Genomic DNA, 23,984 nt, shown 5'->3' with positions numbered 1-23,984 from the left:
CTATGACCAAAACCCCCATTCCACAACAGCCCGAATTTTGGCTTAGGGGTCCCCTTGACGGGATTCCTGCCGTATTACAACCAGCAGCCCATGCTTTGCTGCAATCTAGGGAAGAACTCGGCAAATACACCACCGATTTCCCGGACAGTTTACTTTGGGAAAAACCTTCCGGTTGTGCCTCGGTAGGATTTCATATGCAGCATATCACCGGGGTCTTGGACCGGATGCTTAGCTATGCACAAGAGAAATCGCTCTCCGAACAACAATTTCAGTATCTAAGACAAGAAGGCGATCCAAACCCACAAATAACCCTTGCCGATCTGGTAAGCAATTTTGATAAAAAGGTAGAAGAAGCGCTTTTATTTTTCCAACAACTACCAGAGTCGGAACTCACTCTGCCCCGAACCGTCGGTCGAAAAAAATTGCCTTCTACGGTACTGGGTCTTTTATTTCACGCCGCAGAACACAGTCAACGCCATATTGGGCAATTACTGGTTACCGTTCGTGTATTGCAACCGACATAGATTCGTGAAAAAACTAGCCCATCACAAGGAATACCAACGATATTAAAGCATTAGAACATTATTTTTTGCCGATGAAAACTCTGCCATCATATCCGCTACAATCCCTGCTGCGGGTTTAATATTGTGGATTAAAGCGGCAACCTGACCAATTTCTAGTTCCCCCTCTTCCATATCCCCTTCGAACATTCCTTTTTTGGCACGAGCACGCCCCAATAAAGCCTTTAGTTCTTCCACAGAAGGTCCTTTGGCATAGAGTTGTTGAATATCTTGATAAAATTTATTTTTCAAAAGTCTTACAGGCGCCAATTCCTTTAGCGTCAGCTGCGTATCTCCTTCCCCTGCCTCTACCACTTTTTGTTTAAATGAGGGATGAGACGAAGCTTCCTCACTGGCAACAAACCTACTTCCTACCTGCACCCCATCGGCACCAAGCACCATGGCCGCCAACATCGCGGCCCCGGTAGCAATACCTCCAGCGGCGATTAAAGGAATAGAAATCTTTTCTTTGACGGCAGGAATAAGGGTCATGGTTGTTGTTTCGTCCCGTCCGTTATGCCCACCAGCCTCAAAACCTTCGGCCACAATCGCATCTACCCCTGCTTCTTGCGCCTTTTGGGCAAACTTGACACTGCTTACCACATGCACCACGGTAATGCCTTTTTCTTTTAAAAAGGAGGTCCAGGTCTTCGGGTTTCCTGCCGATGTAAAAACAATCTTAACCCCTAATGCTACAATAATTTCCATCAATTTATCAATATCCGGATATAACATGGGGATATTGACCCCAAATGGCTTGTCCGTTGCTTTTTGACATTTTAGAATATGCTCTCGCAACACCTCCGGATACATAGAACCGGCCCCGATAATACCCAAGCCTCCAGCATTGGATACTGCAGAGGCCAATCGCCATCCACTTGCCCAAACCATACCTGCCTGTACTATCGGATACTGAATACCGAAAAGTTTTGTAATCCTATTTTCCATCTGTTCTTGCTAAATTTAAACCTTCCATAAAGCTATCCCATGGCTCAATATTAGGAGACGCACTCCTAAAATATTCTTCGAAAATTAAGCCTTGACTTCAACTTTTGTGGATTCCAAGATACGGTTTCCTACTTTGGATTACAACCGCTAAAAAACACATTCCCTATCTGGAAAACGATAGGTTTTTAGTATGGAACGCTGTAATAGTATTAAGATCGGCAAGTATTGGAGGACAATAGCAAGGTCAGGGTTTTTCTATATTTGATGGTCTATGCTTTGGGCGTTCCCTCCTTCGTCGGGCAGGCCCTTGGCTATATCCCTCGCTCTGCTACGGGGATGCCGCCGCGGTCCCTAACGCAAAAAAAAACAGCCCGTTTATAAAAGGTCAAGGAATAAAAATTATTCTCTTAACACCTTGTAAACGGGCTGTTTCTATAAGTTTATGTTTCTTAAACAGCAGTTCTTATATTCTTGCCATCTACCGACTACTAGTCAATTTTCTACGCAACTAAATTGAACCATAACACCTTGACATTGACAGGGTACTTCTCGTAATTAGGAGATTACTCCAGAGCCTATGAGTTCATCTTTTATGTACCAAGCTACAAATTGACCTTCGGTAATAGCCGACTGTTTTTCGTCAAAATCCACATACAATCCACCATTCACCTTATATAGGGTGGCCTTCTGTAGCGGCTGTCGGTATCTAATCCTAGCCATTACTTCCATGGTCTCATCTATATCCAATGCCAAGTCCTTACGTACCCAATGCAGTTCATCATTACCCACGAACAAGGTTCTGCGATACAGCCCTGGGTGACTTTTTCCCTGGCCCGTATAGATCACATTTTCAGCTACATCGGTTTCTATCACAAATAAGGGTTCTTTGGTTCCTCCTACGTCCAATCCTTTTCGCTGACCTTTCGTAAAATAATGAGCTCCTTGATGCTCGCCCACCACTTTTCCATCGCTAAGCTGATAGGTAGGTTTTTCTGCATAAAAGGCCAATTCTTCTTCCTTTCCTGCAAAAGAAGGAACGGTATGGTGATATAGTTCGTTTACAGCTGGCACCTCTACAATGACTCCTTTTTTAGGCTTTAATTTTTGCTGTAAAAAATCGGGCAACCGAACCTTTCCTATAAAACACAGCCCTTGAGAATCTTTCTTATCAGCCGTGATCAAGTCATTTTCTGCTGCAATTTTACGAACCTCGGGCTTTAAAAGTTCCCCAATAGGAAACAATGTTTTGGCCAACTGCTCTTGGGAAAGTTGGCAAAGGAAATAAGACTGATCCTTATTATTATCGGCTCCTGCCAATAACTGATAGGTTTCAGAACCATCTTCATGAACAATAACACCCTTTCTGCAATAATGACCTGTCGCCACATAATCGGCTCCCAGTTGCAGGGCTATCTTCATAAAAACATCGAATTTTATTTCCCTATTGCAAAGTACGTCCGGATTGGGAGTCCTCCCCTTTTCGTACTCCTTAAACATATAATCTACAATACGTTCCTGATATTGTTCACTTAAATCTACGGTTTGAAAGGGAATACCTAACTTTTCGGCTACTATAAGTGCATCATTACTATCTTCCAACCATGGACATTCATTGGATATTGTCACGGAATCATCGTGCCAATTCTTCATAAAAAGCCCAATCACCTCATAGCCCTGTTGCTGCAAAAGATATGCAGTAACACTAGAATCTACGCCCCCCGAAAGACCGACAACAACTTTTTTCATCTATTTATTTATAATATTTATATTGCCCAAGCCCTTTGCCGAAGCTCTTTATAATTTCCTGATTTTCATGGTGATCAATAAAAATAACACTCCTGCTGGCCCCTAGACATATTTGTTATATTGTAGCAAATACAATATGCAAAAATACAAAAATGGAACTTGAATACCCTAAAAAATATCTTCTATCCATTTTCCATACACTTGTCGTTAGCAATCATAAGTACCTTCTTTCCCTTCCAACTAGCACACGTTTTGCAAAAAACACCCTCACATATCTTAAAAAACACCCATATAATGTTAATTTTTAGTCAGTTATAAAATATTTATTATCAAACACTATCGTTGTTGTTTTATTTATTATTATTTTTGTTTAACATTCCCTCGATTTTATTAAACAATATATATTGTAAACCTTTAAAAACAATCTCATGAAAAATTTATTTGGATTACTCAAAGCTGTTTCCTTAATGCTCATGGCGTTACTAGTCTTCTCTTGCGACAATGACGACAATGCCAACACCGACTTTCCACAAACTAAAAACATAGTACAAACAGCTCAAGGCGCGTCTTCACTAAACCTATTAGTGAAAGCTTTGCTAAAGGCAGACGAGAGCACTGCCAACGATTTAGTCGCTACCTTAAGTGGCGAAGGGCCCTTTACCGTATTTGCTCCCACCAATGAAGCTTTTGACGCTCTCTTGGCGAGTTTAGACGATTATAATAGTTTGGAGGATTTTGATACCGATGAAAAAAGAGCCTTGTTGGCAGAAATCCTGACCTATCATGTTATTGCTGGCGCAGCCGCAGATTCATCCATCCTAACCAATGGCCAAGAACTGACGACCGTTCAGGGCGAAAAACTTACCGTAGGTATCAGTACTGACATATTTATAGATGATGCAACCGATACGGATGCCAAAGTTATTTCTGCCGATATTGTCGCTAACAATGGTATTGTACATATTATAGATAAGGTATTGGTTCCGCAAAGCGTTTTGGACGCCTTAAATGAAGAAGAGCCCACCAATAACCTTGTAGAAATTGTAGTAGCCACTGAAAGTCTATCCATTTTAGAAGCAGCGGTTATTAAAGCCGATTTAGCAACTACATTAAGTGGTGACGGTCCCTTTACCGTTTTTGCCCCAACCGATGATGCTTTTGTGGCTTTATTAAATGTACTTGGTGATGATTACAATAGTTTGGATGATTTTGACACGGAAGCCGAAATCATGTTATTGAAAGACATATTGCTATACCACGTTCTTCCTGTACAGGTATTGGCTGCTGATTTGGCGCCAGGGATGGTAGCTACCGCCTATGTCAATAATAGTATTGAAGTGATTGCTTCTGGCGATACCTTTGTAATAGGAGACGCCTCTGATACAGACGCAAATATTACTGCCACTGATATTTTGGCTACTAACGGTGTAGCCCATACCATTGACAAGGTACTACTACCGCAGTCGGCCATAGACTTTGTAGCCTCCTTGAATGCCAAGACTATTGTAGAACTAGCGGTAGCCACCGATGATTTAAGTGTTTTGGTAGCTGCTCTGCAACAGGCCGATGCCGGTTTGGTTGAAACCTTGAGCGCCGAGGGCACTTATACCGTTTTTGCCCCTACCAACGCGGCATTTACAGCCTTGCTTGCTGCCCTGGGAGACGAGTATAACAGTTTACAAGATTTTGATACTCAAGAAGAAAAAGACCTTCTTAGAGATATTCTATTGTACCATGTGCTTCCTATAGAAGTATTTTCCTCTGCGCTTTCTGAAGGAAGTGTTGCAACGGCCTTTACCGGCAATAGTATAGATGTGATCGCTTCTGGGGAAACCTTTGTAATAGGAGATGCCTCGGACACCGACGCCAACATTACTGCTGTGGATGTCGATGCTTCTAATGGAGTAGTTCACCTAATAGATAAAGTGTTGCTACCTCAGTCAGCCATAGACTTTGTAGCCTCCTTGAACGCCAAGACCATTGTGGAACTAGCGGTAGCCACCGATGATTTAAGTGTTTTGGTAGCTGCTTTGCAACAGGCCGATGCCGACTTGGTAGAAACCTTGAGCGCCGAGGGCACCTATACTGTATTTGCCCCTACCAACGCGGCCTTTACCGCTTTGTTGGCCGCCTTGGGAGACAATTATAACAGCTTGAGCGATTTTGATACTCAAGAAGAAAAAGATCTTCTTAGAGATATTCTATTGTATCATGTGCTTCCTGTAGAAGTATTTTCTCATGCGCTAGCCGAAGGGAGTGTCGAAACTGCATTTACGGGTAATAGCATTGAAGTAATCGCTACTGGGGATACCTTTGTAATAGGAGACGCCTCGGACACAGACGCCAATATTACTGCCGTAGATATAGATGCCTCCAACGGAGTCGTTCATGTAATAGATAAGGTGTTGCTGCCGCAATCGGCACTAGATTTTGTGGCATCTCTGTAAGATGTTCCTTAAATTGTTTCCTTACTAATTACAAAAGCCCCTTGGTACCAAACTTACCAAGGGGCTTTTATTTTCCATGATCCTTAAACCACAAATGTATACTCCCTAACATACAAAAAGTAAGCGTAGACAACTATTAGTTTAATGCTCCCTACAGATTGACAATATTTGTAATCCCAAATGTTACCAAACTAAACCTAGGTAAAAAAAAGCTCCTTAAAGCAAATCTTCCGATGCGCATTAAGGAGCTTAACTTTTATAAGAAGTTCAAGTTTCTTGAATTATTTCTTACCTAGTTTTTTTTGTTCTTCAGCCTGTTCCATCATCTCTCTCATTTTACGCTGAAATTTATTCTCTTTTTTAGGTTTCTTTTTGTTCTCCTGAATCTGAGCATGAATTTTATCCTCGTCCAAAATAAAATTCTTAATAGCCAACATTATAAAGATGGTAATTAAGTTGGATACAAAATAATACAAACTCAATCCACTTGCATAGTTGTTAAAGAAAACCAACATCATTAATGGAGACAAATACAGTATAAATTTCATATTTGGCATTCCCGGTTGGGTAGGCATATTCTGCCCTGTAGTCATCATCATATAAAAGAAGATAGCCACGGAAGCCAGGATAGGGAACAAACTAATATGATCTCCGTAAAATGGTATTGTAAAAGGCAATTGAGCAATAGCATCATAAGAAGAAAGATCTTCTGCCCATAGGAACGACTTTTGTCTCAATGCAAAAGAGGTGGGGAAAAACATAAACAAGGCGTAGAAAATCGGCATCTGCAACAAAGCAGGTACACAACCGCTCATAGGGCTTACTCCGGCCTTATTATACAATTTCATGGTCTCTTGCTGTTTTTTCATGGCATTGTCCTTGAACTTTTCGTTCAATTCCGTGATTTCGGGCTTTAAAACCTTCATCTTGGCCTGCGACAAGTATGATTTATAAGTTACTGGAGACATTAACAATCTAACCAAAATAGTCATTACTACAATAGCAATACCAAATGGTAAGAACGAACTTAACAAGGCATATAAAGGGGTAAAGATATATCTGTTAATCCATCCAAATATTCCCCATCCAAATGGGATAGAATCTTCGAGTCCCAGTTCTTTATATTGTGCCAACACCTTTACATCGGTAGGACCATAGAACCAATTAAAATTATAAGCTAGTTCTCCTCCTTTTAGTTTTAGAGGTACTTCGGCAGCAAATTCTTTGGTATACCCTTGGGTTTTGCTATCATCTTCTACCAAATTGATAGAATTTAGCTTGGCGGACTCAAAAGCTTCATCTGTTGTAAGAATAGAGCTGAAAAAATGCTGTCTGTACGACAACCATTTAACATCTTTCTCTAATTCCTCATCTTCACTTCCCTCCGATAATTTACTAATTTTACCGTCATCGTGGTTGTAGGTTAGCCTAGTATAACGGTTTTCGTACTGAATACTTTTAGAGTGGCGTATTGCCTTAAGTTTCCAATCTAATTTAATAGGATTGGTATTATTGATCACCTGGTTCAACCCTTGGGAACGCACCGTAAATCCGACCAAATACTCATCGGATTTCATTTCGTAACGATATTCCAAAAACTTATCAGAAGCCACCTTTGCTTTCATAGAAAGCACTTGGTTATCACCAACGGTAGTAAGGGTAGGCTCAAAATACAGATCATTTGTATTTAACAATCTATTGTCCGTAGTGGTAAAAGTAAGTCCAAAATTGGCATTACCATCCTTGACAAGATAAACAGGAATAGAATCGTAGGTCACAAATTCCTTCATCTTTGCTTCAATGATCTGTCCACCTTTATTACTTATCTCTAAGTATACCAAGTCATTTTCTAATATGGTAGTCTCATTGGACGGAGCTGTAAAGCCAAATGCTCCAATAGCACTTTTGTAATTGGCTATTGCCGTAGAATCCTGTAGATTTATTTCTTTAGGCTCAGCGATTTTAAATTCCCCTGCGGCCTCCTCTGCTTTTTTCGCAGCTTGCAATTGTTCTTGTTTAGCCTTTTGGGCTTCAAGCTCTTCAGGGGTTGGCTGATTTTGCCAAAACATAAAAATAAGAATCCCGAAAATCAGCACAAAGCCGATTATGGAATTAATATCTAACTTCTTTTCTTCCATCTAATTTATAATTTTATGAGACCTATTGAAGAAGCACTCCACTAAGAACAGGCTTTCAATAGGTCTAAATAATGTGCAAATATATGCCCAATTGTAAACTTTATGCCAAAGTGGCGTAAGTTTATTGTTGTTGATATTCTAAAGCAGCCTTTACGAAGCTTACAAACAACGGATGTGGGTTATCTACCGTACTCTTGTATTCTGGATGGTATTGTACTCCTACAAACCAAGGGTGGGCAGGTACTTCTACAATTTCTACCAATCCAGTTTTCTTATTGATTCCAGAGGCTTTTAGACCTGCTTCCTCCAACTGTTTTTTAAACTCGTTGTTAAACTCGTATCTATGACGATGTCTTTCTGAGATTTCTGAAGCCCCATCGTACACCTTCTGAACCAAGGTACCGTCTTCTAAATGACAATCCCAAGCTCCAAGACGCATAGTACCTCCTTTATCGGTGATACTCTTTTGCTCTTCCATAATACTGATTACAGGATAGGGAGTGTTCGGTTTCATTTCGGTTGAACAGGCCTCGGTTAGTCCAAGTACATTTCTCGAATATTCTATCACGGCCATTTGCATTCCCAAACAAATTCCTAAGAATGGAATCTTATTTTCTCTAGCAAACTGTACGGCTTTTATTTTTCCTTCGATACCACGCTCTCCAAAACCAGGAGCGACAAGAATACCGTCTAATCCTGCCATTTTACCAGCTACGTTCTTAACCGTAAGGTGCTCGGAGTGAATAGATTTTACCTTTACCTTTACTTGGTTTACAGCACCTGCATGTATAAAGGACTCCAAGATTGACTTATAAGAATCCTGTAATTCTACATACTTTCCAATAAGACCGATAGTTACTTCGTTCTTAGGGTTTTTATGCCATTCCAAAAACTGGTTCCATTTGGTAAGGTCCGGAACAACATTATCTGGTAGGTCCAATTTTTTAAGCGTCACCGTATCCAGGCCTTCTTCTTGCATAAGAAGTGGCACATCGTATATCGTAGAAGCATCGATAGACTGAATCACAGCCTCTCTTTTAACATTACAGAAAAGGGCTAGCTTTCCTTTGATCTCATCAGAGATCTCATGCTCTGTTCTACACACTAAAATGTCGGCCTTTATTCCGCTCTCCATTAAAGTTTTTACGGAATGCTGGGTAGGTTTTGTTTTTAACTCCCCTGCAGCAGACAAATATGGGACAAGGGTTAGGTGAATAACAATCGCATTGTTATCGCCCAGCTCCCATAAAAGTTGACGTACAGATTCGATATAAGGCAAAGATTCAATATCTCCGACAGTACCACCAATTTCGGTAATAACAATATCGTATTCGCCACTTTTTCCCAAAAGCTGAATACGTTCCTTTATTTCATTGGTAATGTGAGGTACAACCTGAACGGTTTTACCTAAAAACTCGCCTCTTCGTTCTTTTTCAATAACGCTTTGGTAAATTCTTCCAGTTGTAACATTGTTAGCTTGGGAGGTTCTTACGTTTAAGAACCGCTCGTAATGACCTAAATCCAAGTCGGTTTCGGCACCATCTTCGGTTACATAGCATTCGCCATGTTCATAAGGATTTAAAGTTCCCGGATCAACATTGATATACGGGTCTAATTTCTGGATAGTTGTTTTATAACCTCTGGCCTGTAATAATTTGGCAAGAGAGGCTGCTATTATCCCTTTTCCAAGAGAAGAAGTAACCCCACCGGTTACAAAAATATATTTCGTTTGTGACATGAAGCGTTAGGTTGAATTCGTAACGCGAGCAAAAATACGAATTACTAGTACAATTTACCGATATTACTTGGGAAAATCTTTTTGAATTTTTCGAATTAAACCTTCCAGCCCATTTATTTTAATTTCCAACATAGATCTTAATAAGAGCCCAAGCTTCCCTGGTGGAAATCCACTCTGTTGAAACCATATCAAATACGGCTCTGGAAGCTCTACCAAATACCTGCCCTTATACTTCCCAAAAGGCATCCTATAATGTGCCAACTCAATTAACTGCTTGTAATCTGGAGTGATATTCATTATTAAATATATCTTCAAATATACTAACTACACCTTAGTAACCCTATCAATTTTTGACAGAAATAAACGTATTGCCAACATTGGCTTCCATTATTTTTTTTTCGAAGCACTCCGCCTTAATTCCAATTCTAGTATCTTTATTCATGTAAAAAATACATTTAATATAAAAAACAACACCTTTACTGGCACAGTGACTGTGGTTTCTGTTGCCATATTTACCTAAAAAACAGAAATATAATGAAACCAAAAACAGAAAACCTCTTAAAATACAATATCAACCAAAGTGTATGTTATTGGTGTTACGACAGCATTCCCCTAGAAGATTTTTTAATTTCTTTGAATGGACTTGGAATAAAGGGTATTGATTTAATTGGCGAAAAGGATTGGCCTTTACTGAAAAAATACAACATTGATAGCGCTATGTGCAATGGGGCCGAAATTAGCCTTACCGAGGGATGGTGCGATCCTAAATACCATGAAACCCTGATCGCCAATTACACCAAGATGATTCCTAAGGTGGCCCATGCAGGATATACCAACCTTATTTGTTTTAGTGGAAACCGGAGAGGTATGAATGACAAGGAAGGATTAGAACATTGTGTACAAGGATTACAACAGATCCTTCCCCTGGCCGAACAACATGGTGTAATTATACATATGGAGTTACTAAATGCCAAGGTAGACCACGAAGATTATATGTGCGATAAGACCGAATGGGGCGTTGCGCTCTGCAAGAGACTGGGGTCTGATAATTTTAAACTTCTATACGATATATACCATATGCAAATTATGGAAGGGGATATTATTAGGACCATACAAGAAAACCATGCTTATATTGGACATTACCACACCGGAGGAAACCCTGGAAGAAATGAAATTAACGACAGTCAGGAATTAAACTACCCTGCCATTATGAAGGCTATTCATAAAACCGGCTATAAGGGATATGTGGCCCAGGAATTTATCCCTACTTGGCCCGATAAAATTGCCGCCTTAAAAGAAGGGGTCACTATCTGTGATATTTAAAAAGTCAGTCTATAAAAAAAAGGAGCAAAATGCTCCTTTTTTTATAGGCAGTATAACACACTGCTAAATTTTTGCGTTAGGGACCGCGGCGGCATCCCCGCAGCAGCGCAAGGGATATAGCCAAGTGCCCGACCGACGAAGGAGGGAACGCCCTAAATATTCCCCTTAAGAAATAGTAAACTATCTTCTTATCCTGTAGAACTAAACTACTCTTTTATTTCTACAATACGCATCTTATCGAAACCTAGGATATACCCGCCTTTGTTAAAATAACCCGAATTGAATTCTTTCACAAAATTAAATTTATTCCCAGTATAACTAGTCTCCCCAATGGTATTGGTGGCTCCGATAAAGTCATTTTTATAAGCAATTTTTAAAAGAATATCCATGGTCAGGTCAAAACCACGTACCGCAAAGGCATCGGGTTCGGCGCCAAACCGCTTCTTGTAGGCTGCTATAAATCCGTTAGATGTAACTTCCCTAGACGCCGAAGGATAGGTAAACCTAAGATTGGACAAATGGGAATAGGAAACCACTTCTGCATCAAAAGCTTTGTTCTTATTCGTGGTAAACAACCTTAATTTTACATCCTTACTGATCGAAGAATTCAATACAGAACCTACATGGTACACCAAATTTGCCTGATCTGTTTCCAGGAAAATCCAGTTCTCACGATCCAAGGCGAACATTTGATTCAACTTATCTATACTCAGGGTACGATCGTCTTTTAGGACCACGGTCTTAGCCTGTGGAAATTTACTTACTAAAACTTGTTCTATGCCTTTATTTTTTTGATCTGCAATAATAATGATGTTCTCATTAGTCTTCACCCTTGCGATATAAGCAAGCATTTGCTCTCGCAACACCTTTTCGGAAGGCATGGCAAAAAACACATTAGCGGGACTTTGAGCGGCACCATCTGCCAAAGGCGCAATGACCGGTATATTATAAGACGCCACTTGGGCAGCAACCTCATTCAACATTTTTGGTTCCAAAGGACCAAATACAGCCGAAACACCATTTAAATTTTCCCTCTGCAACACCCCTCTAACATGCGTCGCATCTAACTGCGTATCAATGGTCTTTACATCGACAGAAACTCCTAATTTAGCGATAGAATCCAACGCCACCATAGCTCCTGAATACAGTCCGAGACTATAGTTGACATCTTTTCTGTTTTCTATGGCCAACATAGTGCTTTCCTTATCAGAGACATTTAAACGATCTAATCTGAAAGGCAACAAATAAAGTAATTTGGCCCTATTCCCTGAATGAATACTGTCTAACAAAGATATTTTATCTAAAATAAGAGCGTTTCTAACATCGAAATCACCCGTTTGGGTTTTCGGTAATTTTAAGATCATTCCTTCTTTCAGCCCATCCTTTAAATCGGGGTTCAGGGCAAGCAGTTCGCCATACCCAATCCCTAATTTCCTAGAAAGGGAAAACTGTGTTTCCTTGGCTTTAACCTCGTAAAATATAAAATTTTCCGTGGTAACCCCAGTAGCTATTTCAGACGATTTATCAGGAATGCGCAACACCATTCCTTCCTTTAAGCCTCCTCTTTCCTTTATTTCGGGATTTAGAGCAATAATATCGTTAGACGCTATTCCAAACTTTTTCTCAAGGCTGTAAAATGTTTGTTTTGCCGGTACGGTGTACCATATATATTTTTGTGGACTTTGAGCTTTTGCCCCTTCGGTACCTATTTTAGGAAGCAACAATTGTTGACCACCGGCAATATAGTTGGAAGTCTTGGACAACACAGGGTTTAACACCAATAAACTATCAATTGTAATCCCGTATTTATGAGCTATACTCCAGCGTGTTTCTTTGGGCTGTACGGTATAAATCTCATAGTCGGCCTCATTAATCTGCTGTTCTTTTGAGGTTTCGCTACGAAATTTAGGAATTCTTAATTCCATTCCTTTTTTCAACTGAATAGAATACAATTCCGTATTGTAGCGCTTTAAATCGTCTTCGGATACCTTGTATTTCTTAGAGATACCATACAAGGTTTCCTTTCTACGGGTTTTGTGTGTATAAAAACCTACGGGAACTTTTTGTTTTTCGGCCTTTTCCTTCCCTGTAATTTCTTGTAACATAGAACGCACAGAAACCACATTTGTCACAGGCTCATTACTAACAGGAATTACTAAAATGGTATTGGCCTTAACAGCTCCACCTCTTTGGATTTCCCTATTTAATTTTAATATTGACTCCTGCGACACCTTGTATTGTTTGGCAATACTTTCTAATGTTTCGCCTTGTTTTACGGCATGGGTCTTAAATTCCTGAGCAAAAAGACTACCACTCAACAACAATACGAGCACCGTTGACAAAAATGTTTTCCTGTAAATTTTCACACGTTTTTATTTAAAAAATTATAAGAACACTAATCTAATTAAAATCCGAGAAGCTAAAAATGCTCCGGTCCTAATTCTTACAGACCTCCATAAACAAACAATTCCTTCTAAAAAGGAATTGTTTGTTTTGGTTTTACCCACATCGTATTTATTCCCATTCAATGGTAGCCGGTGGTTTAGAGCTTATATCATAAACAACTCTATTGACCCCTCTTACCTTATTGATAATATCGTTCGATGTTTTCTGTAAAAACTCATATGGCAAATTCACCCAATCTGCAGTCATCCCATCGGTACTTTCTACCGCACGTAATGCTACACATTTTTCATAGGTACGTTCATCGCCCATAACTCCTACACTGTTTACAGGAAGAAGCATTGCTCCTGCCTGCCAAACTTTATCATAAAGTCCCCATTCTTTCAATCCATTGATAAAAATAGCATCAACTTCTTGTAGAATAGCAACTTTTTCAGCGGTAATATCGCCCAAGATACGAATAGCCAAACCAGGACCTGGGAAAGGGTGTCTCCCTAAAAGTTCTGGATCTATGCCTAAACTAGCACCTACTCTACGAACCTCATCCTTAAATAACATTCGCAAAGGCTCTACGACCTTTAATTTCATATAATCTGGCAAACCACCAACGTTATGATGGCTCTTAATTGTTGCCGATGGGCCTCCGGTTGCCGAAACAGATTCTATCACATCTGGATAGATTGTTCCTTGCGCCAACCATTGTGCATCTTCCACCAAGTGCGATTCGTCATCGAAGACTTCGATAAAGACTCTTCCAATGGCTTTTCTTTTTTTCTCTGGATCACTTTCTCCTGCCAAGTTCTCCAAAAAGCGTGCCGAAGCGTCTACACCTTTCACATTTAGTCCCATTCCTTCGTATTGATCCAATACGCCTTGGAACTCATTTTTACGCAACAAGCCGTTATTTACAAAAATACAGTGTAAATTTTTCCCGATGGCCTTGTGCAACAACACGGCAGCCACAGTAGAATCTACTCCACCAGACAAACCAAGGATTACCTTTTCATTACCGATTTTTTCCTTCAACTCGGCAACCGTAGTTTCTACGAAAGAATCTGGTGTCCAGCTTTGAGCTACGCCGGCTATAGTAACCAAGAAATTTTCTAACAATTGTTTCCCGTCTGTAGAATGATACACTTCTGGGTGAAATTGAATAGCATATGTATCTTCGCCTTCAATTCTGTAGGCTGCATTTTCTACATCGTGCGTACTGGCTAATTTTTTAGCGCCTGTAGGCAAGCTTTTAATGGTATCGCTATGACTCATCCATACCTGACTACCTACGGATATTCCGTTGAAAAAAGGCTCGTTATCTTCCACAAAAGACAATTTTGCCCTTCCGTATTCCCTAGTATTGGAAGGTGCTACATTACCACCATTAAAATGGGCCAAATATTGTGCGCCATAACAAACGGCCAACAATGGCTTTTTTCCCTTTATTTGGGACAAGTCCGGATGAGGGGCATCTTCGGCTCTAACAGAAAATGGAGATCCCGAAAGGATTACCGCCTTATACGCCGACAAGTCTTCGGGCAGGTGGTTAAATGGTTTTATTTCGCAGAAAATATTAAGCTCCCTAACCCTTCTAGCTATGAGTTGAGTATACTGGGAACCAAAATCTAATATGAGGACGTTATTTTGCATGGGCAAAAATAGTCATTTGAAAATTTTGTAAAAATATCTTTAGCATTTTTTTTGCTATTAAGTATTAAAACCAACAAACATAGGAAGTTAATTTTTAATTATATGTTAATACCACTGTTTTTTAGGGCTTTTAAAGATCTTTTCAGCAAAAAAATTCTCACAATAATGCCGATCATGCACTTCATAATCAGAAAAAATAGTGCAACACCGTCAAATCGCCGCCGCCAATAATCAAAACACCTACTTTGATCTTTCCTTTTTTCGCTTTAGCAGGCCTTTAATTTCTCCTCAGAAAGCCAGTCTATGATATGCCTCGCACCAACTTTTATTTTTACCTTTATATACATTAAAATTTTCCAAGGATGACAAGTCATTTTTTTGAGCAAATTAAGGACGAACTACAAAAGGGACCAACGGAAGCAAACCATCCATTCCGATATTTCACTTTCGCCACAGTCGGCCTAGATCAGGTTGCCCGATTGCGCACGGTCGTATTGCGGAAAGTAAGCAAGGACTTAACACTCACTTTCTTTACGGATAAGCGTTCCAAAAAAATCACCCATATCAAAGAAAACAAAAAAGTAAGCCTCCTTTTTTACAACCCCGCAAAAATGCTACAGTTAAAAATAGAAGGCATTGCCACTTATAAGGACGACGAAGGGACAAAAGCGCAATTTTGGTCTACCATAACCCCAGCTGCCAAAAAAGCATATACCACCAGCATGGCCCCTGGCAGCGCCCTTACAAACCCTCAGAATCTTGAGTTTTTAAACGATGAAAATCATTTTTGCACTGTGGAGATCATTCCTTTTAAAATGGAGTATTTACAATTGGCCCAACCCAACCATATCCGTGTTCGCTTTTCCAGGACCGAAACCCATTGGGAGGGGGAGTTTATCGTTCCTTAAACCCACTCCCCCCATATTTGTATATTCTTTACGCCTCCATTGACGCCAAAATCATGGTAATATCTTCTTCTTTGGTATCTGGATTGATAAAACAAAACCGTGCTACGGTTTCGTACACTCCGTCCTTTTTATATTTGGTAGGGGTTACCAAGGCAAAACCTTCTCTATGGTTTTTATAGGTCCAGTTGGTATAATCCGAGGGCGACCATCCTTTTCTACGGAATAAAACACAAGACAGACTAGGTTCTCTGACCAGTTCTACCAAAGGGTGTTCTTGGATAAGTTTCCCTGCTAAATTAGCTAATTCGATTCCCTTATCTACGGCCCAGGCATATTTGTCGGTCCCATGCATGGCCAAGGAGAACCAAAGCGGCAAGCCCCTTACCCGTCGTGTTAATTGAATCTGGTAATCGGATGGATTAAATCCGTGTGCGCCCTCATCTTTAAAAATATCCAAATAAGAACCTTCTTGTGCATGGGCTTCCTTGGCGAGTTCAGGGTTTTTATACAATATGGCCCCACAATCATATGGGGAAAAGAGCCATTTATGGGGATCAATAGTAATACTATCTGCCCTTTCTATTCCGTTAAACAAATGTTTGCTAGAAGTAGAGGCCAAAGCACCACCTCCATAGGCGGCATCGACATGAAACCAAAGGTTTTCCTGTTCACAAATCGCGGCGATCCCGGACAAATCATCGATGATCCCTGCATTTGTAGTCCCGCCTGTTCCCACCACGGCAAATAACCTATGTCGTTGTTGTGGGTCTAGGGAGGTTATTTTCTCTTGCAAAGCCACAGCTGTCATCTCCTCTTCGGTTTCTACCAAAAGCACATCGCAATCGATCACTTTTGCCATTGATTTTACCGAAGAATGGGCCCCGCTTGAGGTTATGATCAAGCCTTTTTCGTTTTGGTGTTTTGGATTTTTACGCCAGTTCTCCCTTGCCGTTACCATTGCCGAAAGATTGGCCGCGGTACCGCCGCTCGTAAAAACTCCGAAAGCCCCCTTGGGCATTCCGGTAAGGGACACCAACCATTTCATCGCTTCATTCTCACAGAAGATACCTCCGGCACCCTCCATCCAATAGGCTCCATGGATACTGGAAGCCGAGGTTACCAAATCGAACATCACTGCTGCCCTTGTCGGGGAGGCCGGTACAAAGGCCAAGTGTCGTGGGTGATCTATAGGAACGGTGGCTTTTACCAACACATCCTTGAACAATTGAAAAGCTTTTTCTCCTCCAATTCCCGCTTCAGTAATGGTTTCACCTACCAAAGCCTTTAATTCCGTTTCTTTTTTGGGTTTTCCTAATTCTGGTGAAGGATGCGTTATTCTACCGATGGCGTATTTCATGACATCTAAGGTCATTTCCACCATTTCAAAATCTACTTTATGCATGGATTCGTTGAGTTTTCACCAAAGATAACTTTTTGAAAAATTTTAGAAGCCCAAACACAAACTAATACTCCGATATGCTTACAGTAACACCGACAATTAATAATTTACCCTAATAAAATTAAGCTCAACACTAGATTTAAGTGAAGCTCAGCATAAATTTAATCCATTATTACGATAGAAAACTCACCAGACAATGGCTGTAGGGCGTTCATTAGGACTGGAATCAACTCTTGACCATATTCTAGGTACAGTTCAGAAAAATTAAGGTTCCGCTCTTGCAGGGATTTGTTAGGAAAAAGTTCGTTCTGAAGTGCCGTCATACGTTTCACCTGATCTTCCAATTTTCGCTTTTGGGCTTTCAACAACCGCTTCTCCAAGTGTTCTAATCCCTTCAATTGTTTAATTTCCTGAGCTTTTACGGCTCCAGTGAAGGAAGGGTCTGTTTGAGCTGCCAGTTCGTACATTCCTGTAAACTGTTCTTTTAGGAGATTTTTTTGTGGAGTAAAATCGATATCGATATTCGAAATTTCCCGGATTTTTTTATTGATAAAACTGCTCTGTTTTAGAAATATATCGGTTAAGGAAATTCCCATTCGCTCTAGTTTTCCAAATTGCTTCTCTGTAATCACCAAGGCCGAGTTACGCAACAATAATATTGGAAAAGGCACTTCCATGGCCGAAAAGGCCTCTTTTAGTTCTAACCAATACGCCAGTTCTCCCCCACCACCGATATAGCAAAGGTTTGGCAATATCACCTCTTGAAATAAGGGCCTACAGATTACATTTGGCGAAAACCGCTCGGGGTGATTGTTAAGTTCTGTTAGAATTTCGTCTTGGGAGAATTCTATTTTGGTATCATTCACATAAAATCTTCCTGATTGTTCTATAATCCGCTCCCGGAGACCATCCTTTATATAAAAGTAATTTATCTCCCTAGGGTTTACCTGTATCCCATAATTTTCTGGTAAGGCCTGAAGTTTTTCTATGGTCGTCTTTACGTTTTCGAAGGAGGTTTTTGCCAGCAAATCCTTCTTTATATAGGGCACCATTAACTGCTTCAATGCTCTATCGTCACCATCCAAAATCACCAAGCCATACTCTCCAAAGAGCTCATTGGCCAAAAAGCGGGTAGCATCCGTTAGGGTATTATGCTCCAGATAGGCCTTTTGGAACATTTCCTTTAACTTATTAGCATGATGGCTATTCCCTATTTCATTGGAAAAGGCCTCTAATATTGCTTCCAAACCATCGGTTTCCAAAACCCCTACTGCTCCAGAAGATTTTTTATTCCACTGTAATTTCTTTCCCCTAAAATTAAAATAGTTGATTTCTTCGAAATCGTGGTCTTCGGTAGCCATCCAATAAATGGGCACAAAATTATATTCGGGATTATCGCGCTTTAATTCCTTCGCTAGATTAATGGTCGATATAATTTTATATAGGAAATACAAGGGTCCGGTGAACAAATTCAACTGGTGCCCGGTAACCACCGTAAAAGTAGAGGGTGCTTTGAGCAAAGAGATATTAGTTGCTGTATCTGCAGAAGTCTGGGTGTTTGCGTACTGCCCAATAAGCGCATCGTGCAAAACATCCCTGTTGTTTTGTGAAAAACTGTTCTTCTCTTTTATCTGTTCCTTAAACTGTGCTAAGGTAGGCTGCCTATTATAAAATGGAGACAAAGCTTCTTTCCCATTTAGATAATCACATATTAAATCGGAAAAATAGCCAGTGTTTTTAAAAGGTATGCCTTTAACTTTCATATGCAGATATTTCTTGTTTTTTAACGGTCATATGTAATTCGCATTTCTTCATTGGTATTTGGGACCAGTTTTGGGTCATGCTCATTTAATGGAAACGTTACTAATTGTCGCGTAAAGGTAAAATTATCCCTTTTTTGAAAGCCTAAAAATACGTTAAGAAGTTTAATTATCCATACCTTATGACTCCCCAAGACTTCCAACCATTGTCTTACAGTGTTTTATACATAAACACTCCATAGTAAGAAAGGTGTAGCTTTCTCCCTACCCTTAGTTTTGTTATCACTTATATTTCTTAGTTTTGATAAAAAGTCTATCAAGAAAATTAACATGAAAAATCTATTCATTGTCCTTATCCTTTTTATCTCAACATTCGGAATTTCTCAAACCATCAGTTCCCCTTCCGAATTTTTAGGGTATGAACTGGGATCCGAATTTACACGTCACCACGAGGTTGTTGCGTACTTCAATCATATTTCTAAAAACGCATCGGATAGGGTAAAATTAATAGAATACGGTAAAACCAATGAACGACGACCTTTGCTATTGGCCTATATTTCTTCGGCCGAAAACATCGAAAATCTAGAAAGCATACGGTCAGAACACTTAAAAGCCACCCAAGGGCAAGGGAACGCGAATAAGTCCATTGTTTGGTTGAGCTATAATGTACACGGCAATGAAAGCACTAGTACTGAGGCAGCCATGCAGACTATCTATGAGCTATTGACTACCAATACCTCTTATTTAGAGAACACCGTGGTTATTATGGATCCTTGTATAAACCCTGATGGACGCGACCGCTATGTCAATTGGTACTATCAATATAAAAACACTCCTTTTAACATAGACCCAAATAGTAAGGAACACCATGAAGGCTGGCTAAATGGGCGTCCCAACCATTATATGTTCGATCTTAACCGAGATTGGGCATGGCTCACCCAAATAGAGAGCCAACAAAGGATTAAGCTTTACAACCAATGGTTGCCGCACATCCATGTCGATTTTCACGAACAAGGGGTAGATAACCCTTATTTCTTTGCTCCTGCGGCCGAACCCTTTCACGAAGTGGTGACCGATTTTCAGCGAGCGTTTCAAGAAACCGTAGGCAATAACCACGCCAAATACTTTGATGCCCAAGGATGGTTTTATTTTACAAAGGAGGTTTTTGACCTCTTATACCCTAGTTATGGAGACACCTACCCTACCTACAATGGGGGAATTGGCATGACCTACGAACAGGGCGGCAGCGGACGTGCCGGACTAGGGATAACTACTAGCATAGGCGATGTCTTAACCTTAAAGGATCGGATGATTCACCATATCACTACGGGCCTATCAACCGTAGAAGTAGCCGCCAACCATAGCAAGGTATTAAACGAAGAGTTTAAGAAATTCTACCAGCATAAAAATTTCAAATACAAGAGCTATGTTTTAAGTGGCGATGACGATAAAATGAACGCCCTTGCCCACCTATTAAACCAACATGAAATTACCTATGGCCGTGCCAAATCTGGATCTGTAAAAGGATATGATTACCGTAATGGAAAGACTTCTACTCACAAAACCACCTCTAATAGCATGGTGATTTCGACCGACCAGACCAAAGGAACCTTGGTTAAGGTATTGATGGAACCAAACACCAAACTAAGTGACTCCCTTACTTATGACATTACGGCTTGGTCCCTACCCTATGCCTATGGATTGGACGCTATTGCTTCAGAAAGCAAGGTTTCAGCCGATGCTGTAGATAATTGGAACATACCTATATCAAATAAAACCCTCCCTGAAAATGCACTCGCCTATTTAACGGATTGGAGCAGTATGAACGATGCCCGATTCTTAAGCGATCTTCTTAAAAACAAAATACGGGTACGCCATGCCAAGGAGCCTTTTACAATAGAGGGAAAAGAGTTCAGAAGAGGAAGTTTAATCATCAATCGCGCCGACAACAAATCAAACCCCAACTTTCTTAAATCCCTCACCGAGATTGCTCAAAAGCATCACATAAACTTGGCGGCAAGCAATACTTCATGGGTAGAAAAAGGGAAAGATTTTGGCTCTAGCTCTGTTTCTATGATTCCGCACAACAAAGTAGCGGTGCTATCGGGAGCACCTACAAACACGCTACAATTTGGTGAAGTTTGGCACTTTTTTGAGCAACAATTAGAATATCCCATTGCTGTACTAGACGCCGATTATTTTAAAGGCATTAATTTATCTGCCTATGATATTCTTATTTTACCCAATGGTAATTACAGTAGTTTTATAGATCAAGAGCTGTTGGCCAATTTAAAGGAGTATGTTCAAAATGGCGGTAAAATCATTGCCATGGAAGGTGCCATTAATGCCTTTAAGGGCGACGATGGATTTCAAATACAAGAAAGAGATTACAAAACAGACAGCACAGCTACGCTACTGCCGTACGCCGCAACAGAACGAGAAGGGATTAAAAACATGATTACTGGCGCCATTTTTAAAACCAAGGTAGACCACACCCATCCTTTGGCCTATGGGTATGACGACACCTACTTCAGTTTAAAACTCGGGCAGGATGCCTATGAATATTTGGATCGCGGCACCGTGGTTTATTTGGAGAACGACCCGCAGCCAGTTTCTGGTTTTGCAGGGAGCGAAGCCAAGAAAAAAATTGGAAACACCCTTGTTTTTGGCGTAGAAGAATATGGAAGAGGACAAATTATATACATGGTAGACAATCCGGTATTTAGAGGGTTTTGGGAAAATGGCAAACTATTCTTTGTAAACGCCCTATTCATGGTTCAATAAAAATAAAACGCTAAATTTCAATTCAATAACCATAAGATCACAGTGTAACAAGAAACAAGATGCAAGAACTAGTAGACTTACAAAAAACATTCTTCAACACCAACGCCTCCAAGGACATTCGCTTTAGAATAGCACAGTTAAAAAAATTGCAATCCTTACTCAAGGCCAATGAAGAAGTCTTGCATCGGGCTATCTATGCCGATTTTAAAAAATCGGCCTTTGAGAACTATACGGCTGAGTTAAGTTTGCTTTATCACGATATACAGCAAGCCATAAAAAAGGTTAAAAAGTGGTCGGCCGTTAAAAGGGTAAAGACCAATCTGGCCAATTTTCCCGCCAAATCGTATATCATTCCCGAGCCCTTAGGCGTAACCCTTATCATTGGGGCTTGGAACTATCCCTACCAACTTTCCCTTGCTCCGGCCATTGCCGCTATTGCTGCGGGAAACACGGTTATATTAAAACCAAGCGAACTGCCCATACACACCAGTAATGCGATGGCCAAACTTATCAATGAAAATTTTGACCCTTCATTCTTTAAGGTCGTTGAGGGAGGTGTCCCAGAAACTTCAGCCCTGCTAAAACAAGCATTCGACAAAATATTCTTTACGGGCAGCGTACAAGTAGGCAAAATAGTCTACCAGGCAGCAGCTAAAAACCTCATCCCGGTTACCTTGGAACTCGGTGGAAAAAGTCCGGCCATTATCACGGAAAACTGCGACCTAAAGGTATCCGTAAAACGCCTTATTTGGGCCAAGTTTTTAAATGCCGGCCAAACCTGTATAGCCCCAGATTATGTGGTGGTCCATGCTTCGAAAAAAGCTGAATTCTTAGCATTGGCGAAAAAAGAAATCGAAGCATCCAATTTTTTGATCGAAGCCGATAACTATGTACAGATCATCAACCAAAAAAACCTGGAACGGCTGCTGGCTTTAATTGATACGGACAAGCTATTCTATGGTGGTAAACACGACATAGAAAACAGGCTATTATCGCCCACGATTATGACCGATGTTACCTTTGAGGACAAGGTCATGCAAGACGAAATTTTCGGCCCTATTTTACCCGTTCTAGAATATGACAACTTAGAAGACATTCTGCAACAAATAAAATTGCGCCCTAAACCTTTGTCCTGTTATGTTTTTACCAATGATAATAAAACTAAGCAGAAGGTCTTAAATGAAATTTCTTTTGGCGGAGGCGCCATAAATGATGCGCTTATGCATATTACCAATAGCAATATGGGGTTTGGTGGTGTCGGCGAAAGCGGCATAGGATCGTACCATGGCGAGTATGGCTTTAAAGCTTTTTCGCATTACAAGGGCGTCTTGGACAAACCCACCTGGTTAGAACCCAGTATAAAATATTACCCCCATACCAATTTCAAACTAAAATTGATAAAACTCCTCTTTGGCTAAAAAATTCTTTTGGTTTTTTACCCAGAATAAGCTTGCTCACCTATCCTTCAAAAGAAATACACTCCTATATTGGACATATAAAGCTCGGCTTGTTTTCAGATTGGCCCAACATTATACTCACAACTTACCATCCTCTTTACTATGAAAAATGTTTTTGACAAAAACGATCTTACAGAATTAATCGATAGAATACAGCTGCTTAGTCCACAAAGCAATAACCTTTGGGGCACAATGAATGTAGGCCAAATGCTAGCTCATTGCAACGTCACCTACGAAATGATCTATACCGACAAACATCCCAAGCCCAATTCATTCATGCGATTCATTCTTACCCTTATAGTAAAACCTATGGTCGTTAATGAGAAGCCCTATAAAAAAAACACCAAAACCGCTCCGCAATTTGTAATTGCAGGCGAAAGGGATTTTGAAGCCGAAAAAAAACGCCTTATCGACTACCTTATCAAGACTCAAGAACTTGGAGAAACACACTTCCATTTAAAGGAATCGCATTCTTTTGGCCCTTTAACCAAGACAGAATGGAGCAATTTATGTTACAAACACCTAGACCATCATTTAAGCCAATTTGGCGTATAAGCACATCTTATAGCTAATGGATTACATTTTTGTTTTCAAATCTTTATCGCCTAATATTAAATTGTTTTTGTTCCTTTTTTTAAAAGAACGTATCTTCAGCAGTCGTTTTAAAACTAAATCCTAGCTTTTTAAGAGTTAAAATCCTACGGACAGAAATTCTAATTACCAAATATT

Annotated in this window: 16 protein-coding genes; 7 read left to right on the top strand and 9 right to left on the bottom strand. The window is 40.2% G+C overall.

Annotation, left to right across the window (positions count from 1 at the left end; all coding sequences use genetic code 11):
• The first annotated feature begins 2 nt into the window (after positions 1-2).
• A complete protein-coding gene (locus HCG49_RS07175) occupies positions 3-524 on the top strand; it encodes a DinB family protein (RefSeq protein ID WP_168468856.1) in 522 nt (173 codons plus the stop codon).
• Between the two features lie 42 nt (positions 525-566).
• On the opposite strand, the gene HCG49_RS07170 is transcribed toward HCG49_RS07175, so the two are convergent.
• Both HCG49_RS07170 and mnmA read right to left on the bottom strand, forming a co-directional pair.
• Positions 567-1,508: an NAD(P)H-dependent flavin oxidoreductase gene (locus HCG49_RS07170; RefSeq protein ID WP_168468855.1), complete on the bottom strand. Its 942-nt coding sequence runs from the start codon at positions 1,506-1,508 to the stop codon at positions 567-569.
• Between the two features lie 555 nt (positions 1,509-2,063).
• Positions 2,064-3,254, bottom strand: a complete 1,191-nt coding sequence (gene mnmA / locus HCG49_RS07165; protein WP_168468854.1) for a tRNA 2-thiouridine(34) synthase MnmA — start codon at positions 3,252-3,254, stop codon at positions 2,064-2,066.
• Between the two features lie 428 nt (positions 3,255-3,682).
• Between mnmA and HCG49_RS07160 the strand changes: the two genes are divergently transcribed.
• On the top strand, positions 3,683-5,701 hold the full coding sequence (locus HCG49_RS07160) for a fasciclin domain-containing protein (RefSeq protein ID WP_168468853.1): 2,019 nt from the start codon (positions 3,683-3,685) through the stop codon (positions 5,699-5,701).
• Between the two features lie 281 nt (positions 5,702-5,982).
• Here HCG49_RS07160 and yidC read toward each other — a convergent pair whose 3' ends face one another.
• From yidC to HCG49_RS07145, 3 genes are all read right to left on the bottom strand, one after another.
• Complete coding sequence (yidC, locus tag HCG49_RS07155; protein WP_168468852.1) at positions 5,983-7,839, bottom strand: membrane protein insertase YidC; 1,857 nt, start codon at positions 7,837-7,839, stop codon at positions 5,983-5,985.
• Between the two features lie 121 nt (positions 7,840-7,960).
• A complete protein-coding gene (locus tag HCG49_RS07150) occupies positions 7,961-9,577 on the bottom strand; it encodes a CTP synthase (protein ID WP_168468851.1) in 1,617 nt (538 codons plus the stop codon).
• Positions 9,578-9,640: 63 nt separating this feature from the next.
• Positions 9,641-9,874 (bottom strand): DUF3820 family protein, encoded by a 234-nt coding sequence (locus HCG49_RS07145; RefSeq protein WP_168468850.1) that lies wholly within the window; start codon positions 9,872-9,874, stop codon positions 9,641-9,643.
• Positions 9,875-10,111: 237 nt separating this feature from the next.
• Here HCG49_RS07145 and HCG49_RS07140 point away from each other — a divergent pair, with 237 nt between their 5' ends.
• Positions 10,112-10,900, top strand: coding sequence for a hydroxypyruvate isomerase family protein (locus HCG49_RS07140; protein ID WP_168468849.1), 789 nt, complete (start codon positions 10,112-10,114; stop codon positions 10,898-10,900).
• A 206-nt stretch (positions 10,901-11,106) separates the two neighbouring features.
• Here the strand turns inward: HCG49_RS07140 and HCG49_RS07135 are convergent, their stop codons facing one another.
• On the bottom strand, positions 11,107-13,266 hold the full coding sequence (locus HCG49_RS07135; protein ID WP_168468848.1) for a LysM peptidoglycan-binding domain-containing protein: 2,160 nt from the start codon (positions 13,264-13,266) through the stop codon (positions 11,107-11,109).
• Between the two features lie 148 nt (positions 13,267-13,414).
• Positions 13,415-14,947 carry a glutamine-hydrolyzing GMP synthase gene (gene guaA / locus HCG49_RS07130; protein ID WP_168468847.1) on the bottom strand — a complete coding sequence of 511 codons (1,533 nt, stop codon included), beginning with the start codon at positions 14,945-14,947 and terminating at the stop codon, positions 13,415-13,417.
• A gap of 362 nt (positions 14,948-15,309) precedes the next feature.
• Between guaA and HCG49_RS07125 the strand changes: the two genes are divergently transcribed.
• Positions 15,310-15,855 carry a pyridoxamine 5'-phosphate oxidase family protein gene (locus tag HCG49_RS07125; RefSeq protein WP_168468846.1) on the top strand — a complete coding sequence of 182 codons (546 nt, stop codon included), beginning with the start codon at positions 15,310-15,312 and terminating at the stop codon, positions 15,853-15,855.
• A gap of 28 nt (positions 15,856-15,883) precedes the next feature.
• Here the strand turns inward: HCG49_RS07125 and HCG49_RS07120 are convergent, their stop codons facing one another.
• Both HCG49_RS07120 and bshC read right to left on the bottom strand, forming a co-directional pair.
• Entirely contained in the window at positions 15,884-17,257 is a 1,374-nt protein-coding gene (locus HCG49_RS07120) for a pyridoxal phosphate-dependent decarboxylase family protein (protein WP_168468845.1), read from the bottom strand.
• 158 nt (positions 17,258-17,415) lie between these two features.
• A complete protein-coding gene (gene bshC, locus HCG49_RS07115) occupies positions 17,416-19,017 on the bottom strand; it encodes a bacillithiol biosynthesis cysteine-adding enzyme BshC (RefSeq protein WP_168468844.1) in 1,602 nt (533 codons plus the stop codon).
• A gap of 327 nt (positions 19,018-19,344) precedes the next feature.
• On the opposite strand from bshC, the gene HCG49_RS07110 reads away from it, so the two are divergent.
• The 3 genes from HCG49_RS07110 (at position 19,345) to HCG49_RS07100 (ending at position 23,810) form a co-directional block, all read left to right on the top strand.
• The gene (locus tag HCG49_RS07110; protein ID WP_168468843.1) at positions 19,345-21,798 is read left to right on the top strand and encodes a M14 family metallopeptidase; all 2,454 of its coding nucleotides are present in this window, start codon (positions 19,345-19,347) and stop codon (positions 21,796-21,798) included.
• 59 nt (positions 21,799-21,857) lie between these two features.
• Positions 21,858-23,216 (top strand): aldehyde dehydrogenase, encoded by a 1,359-nt coding sequence (locus HCG49_RS07105; RefSeq protein ID WP_168468842.1) that lies wholly within the window; start codon positions 21,858-21,860, stop codon positions 23,214-23,216.
• 141 nt (positions 23,217-23,357) lie between these two features.
• Positions 23,358-23,810 carry a DUF1569 domain-containing protein gene (locus HCG49_RS07100; protein ID WP_168468841.1) on the top strand — a complete coding sequence of 151 codons (453 nt, stop codon included), beginning with the start codon at positions 23,358-23,360 and terminating at the stop codon, positions 23,808-23,810.
• Positions 23,811-23,984: the final 174 nt, after the last annotated feature.

The organism is Arenibacter sp. 6A1 (genome assembly GCF_012272855.1).
Taxonomy (GTDB): domain Bacteria; phylum Bacteroidota; class Bacteroidia; order Flavobacteriales; family Flavobacteriaceae; genus Arenibacter.
This window is presented reverse-complemented; position numbering and strand designations above follow the sequence as displayed.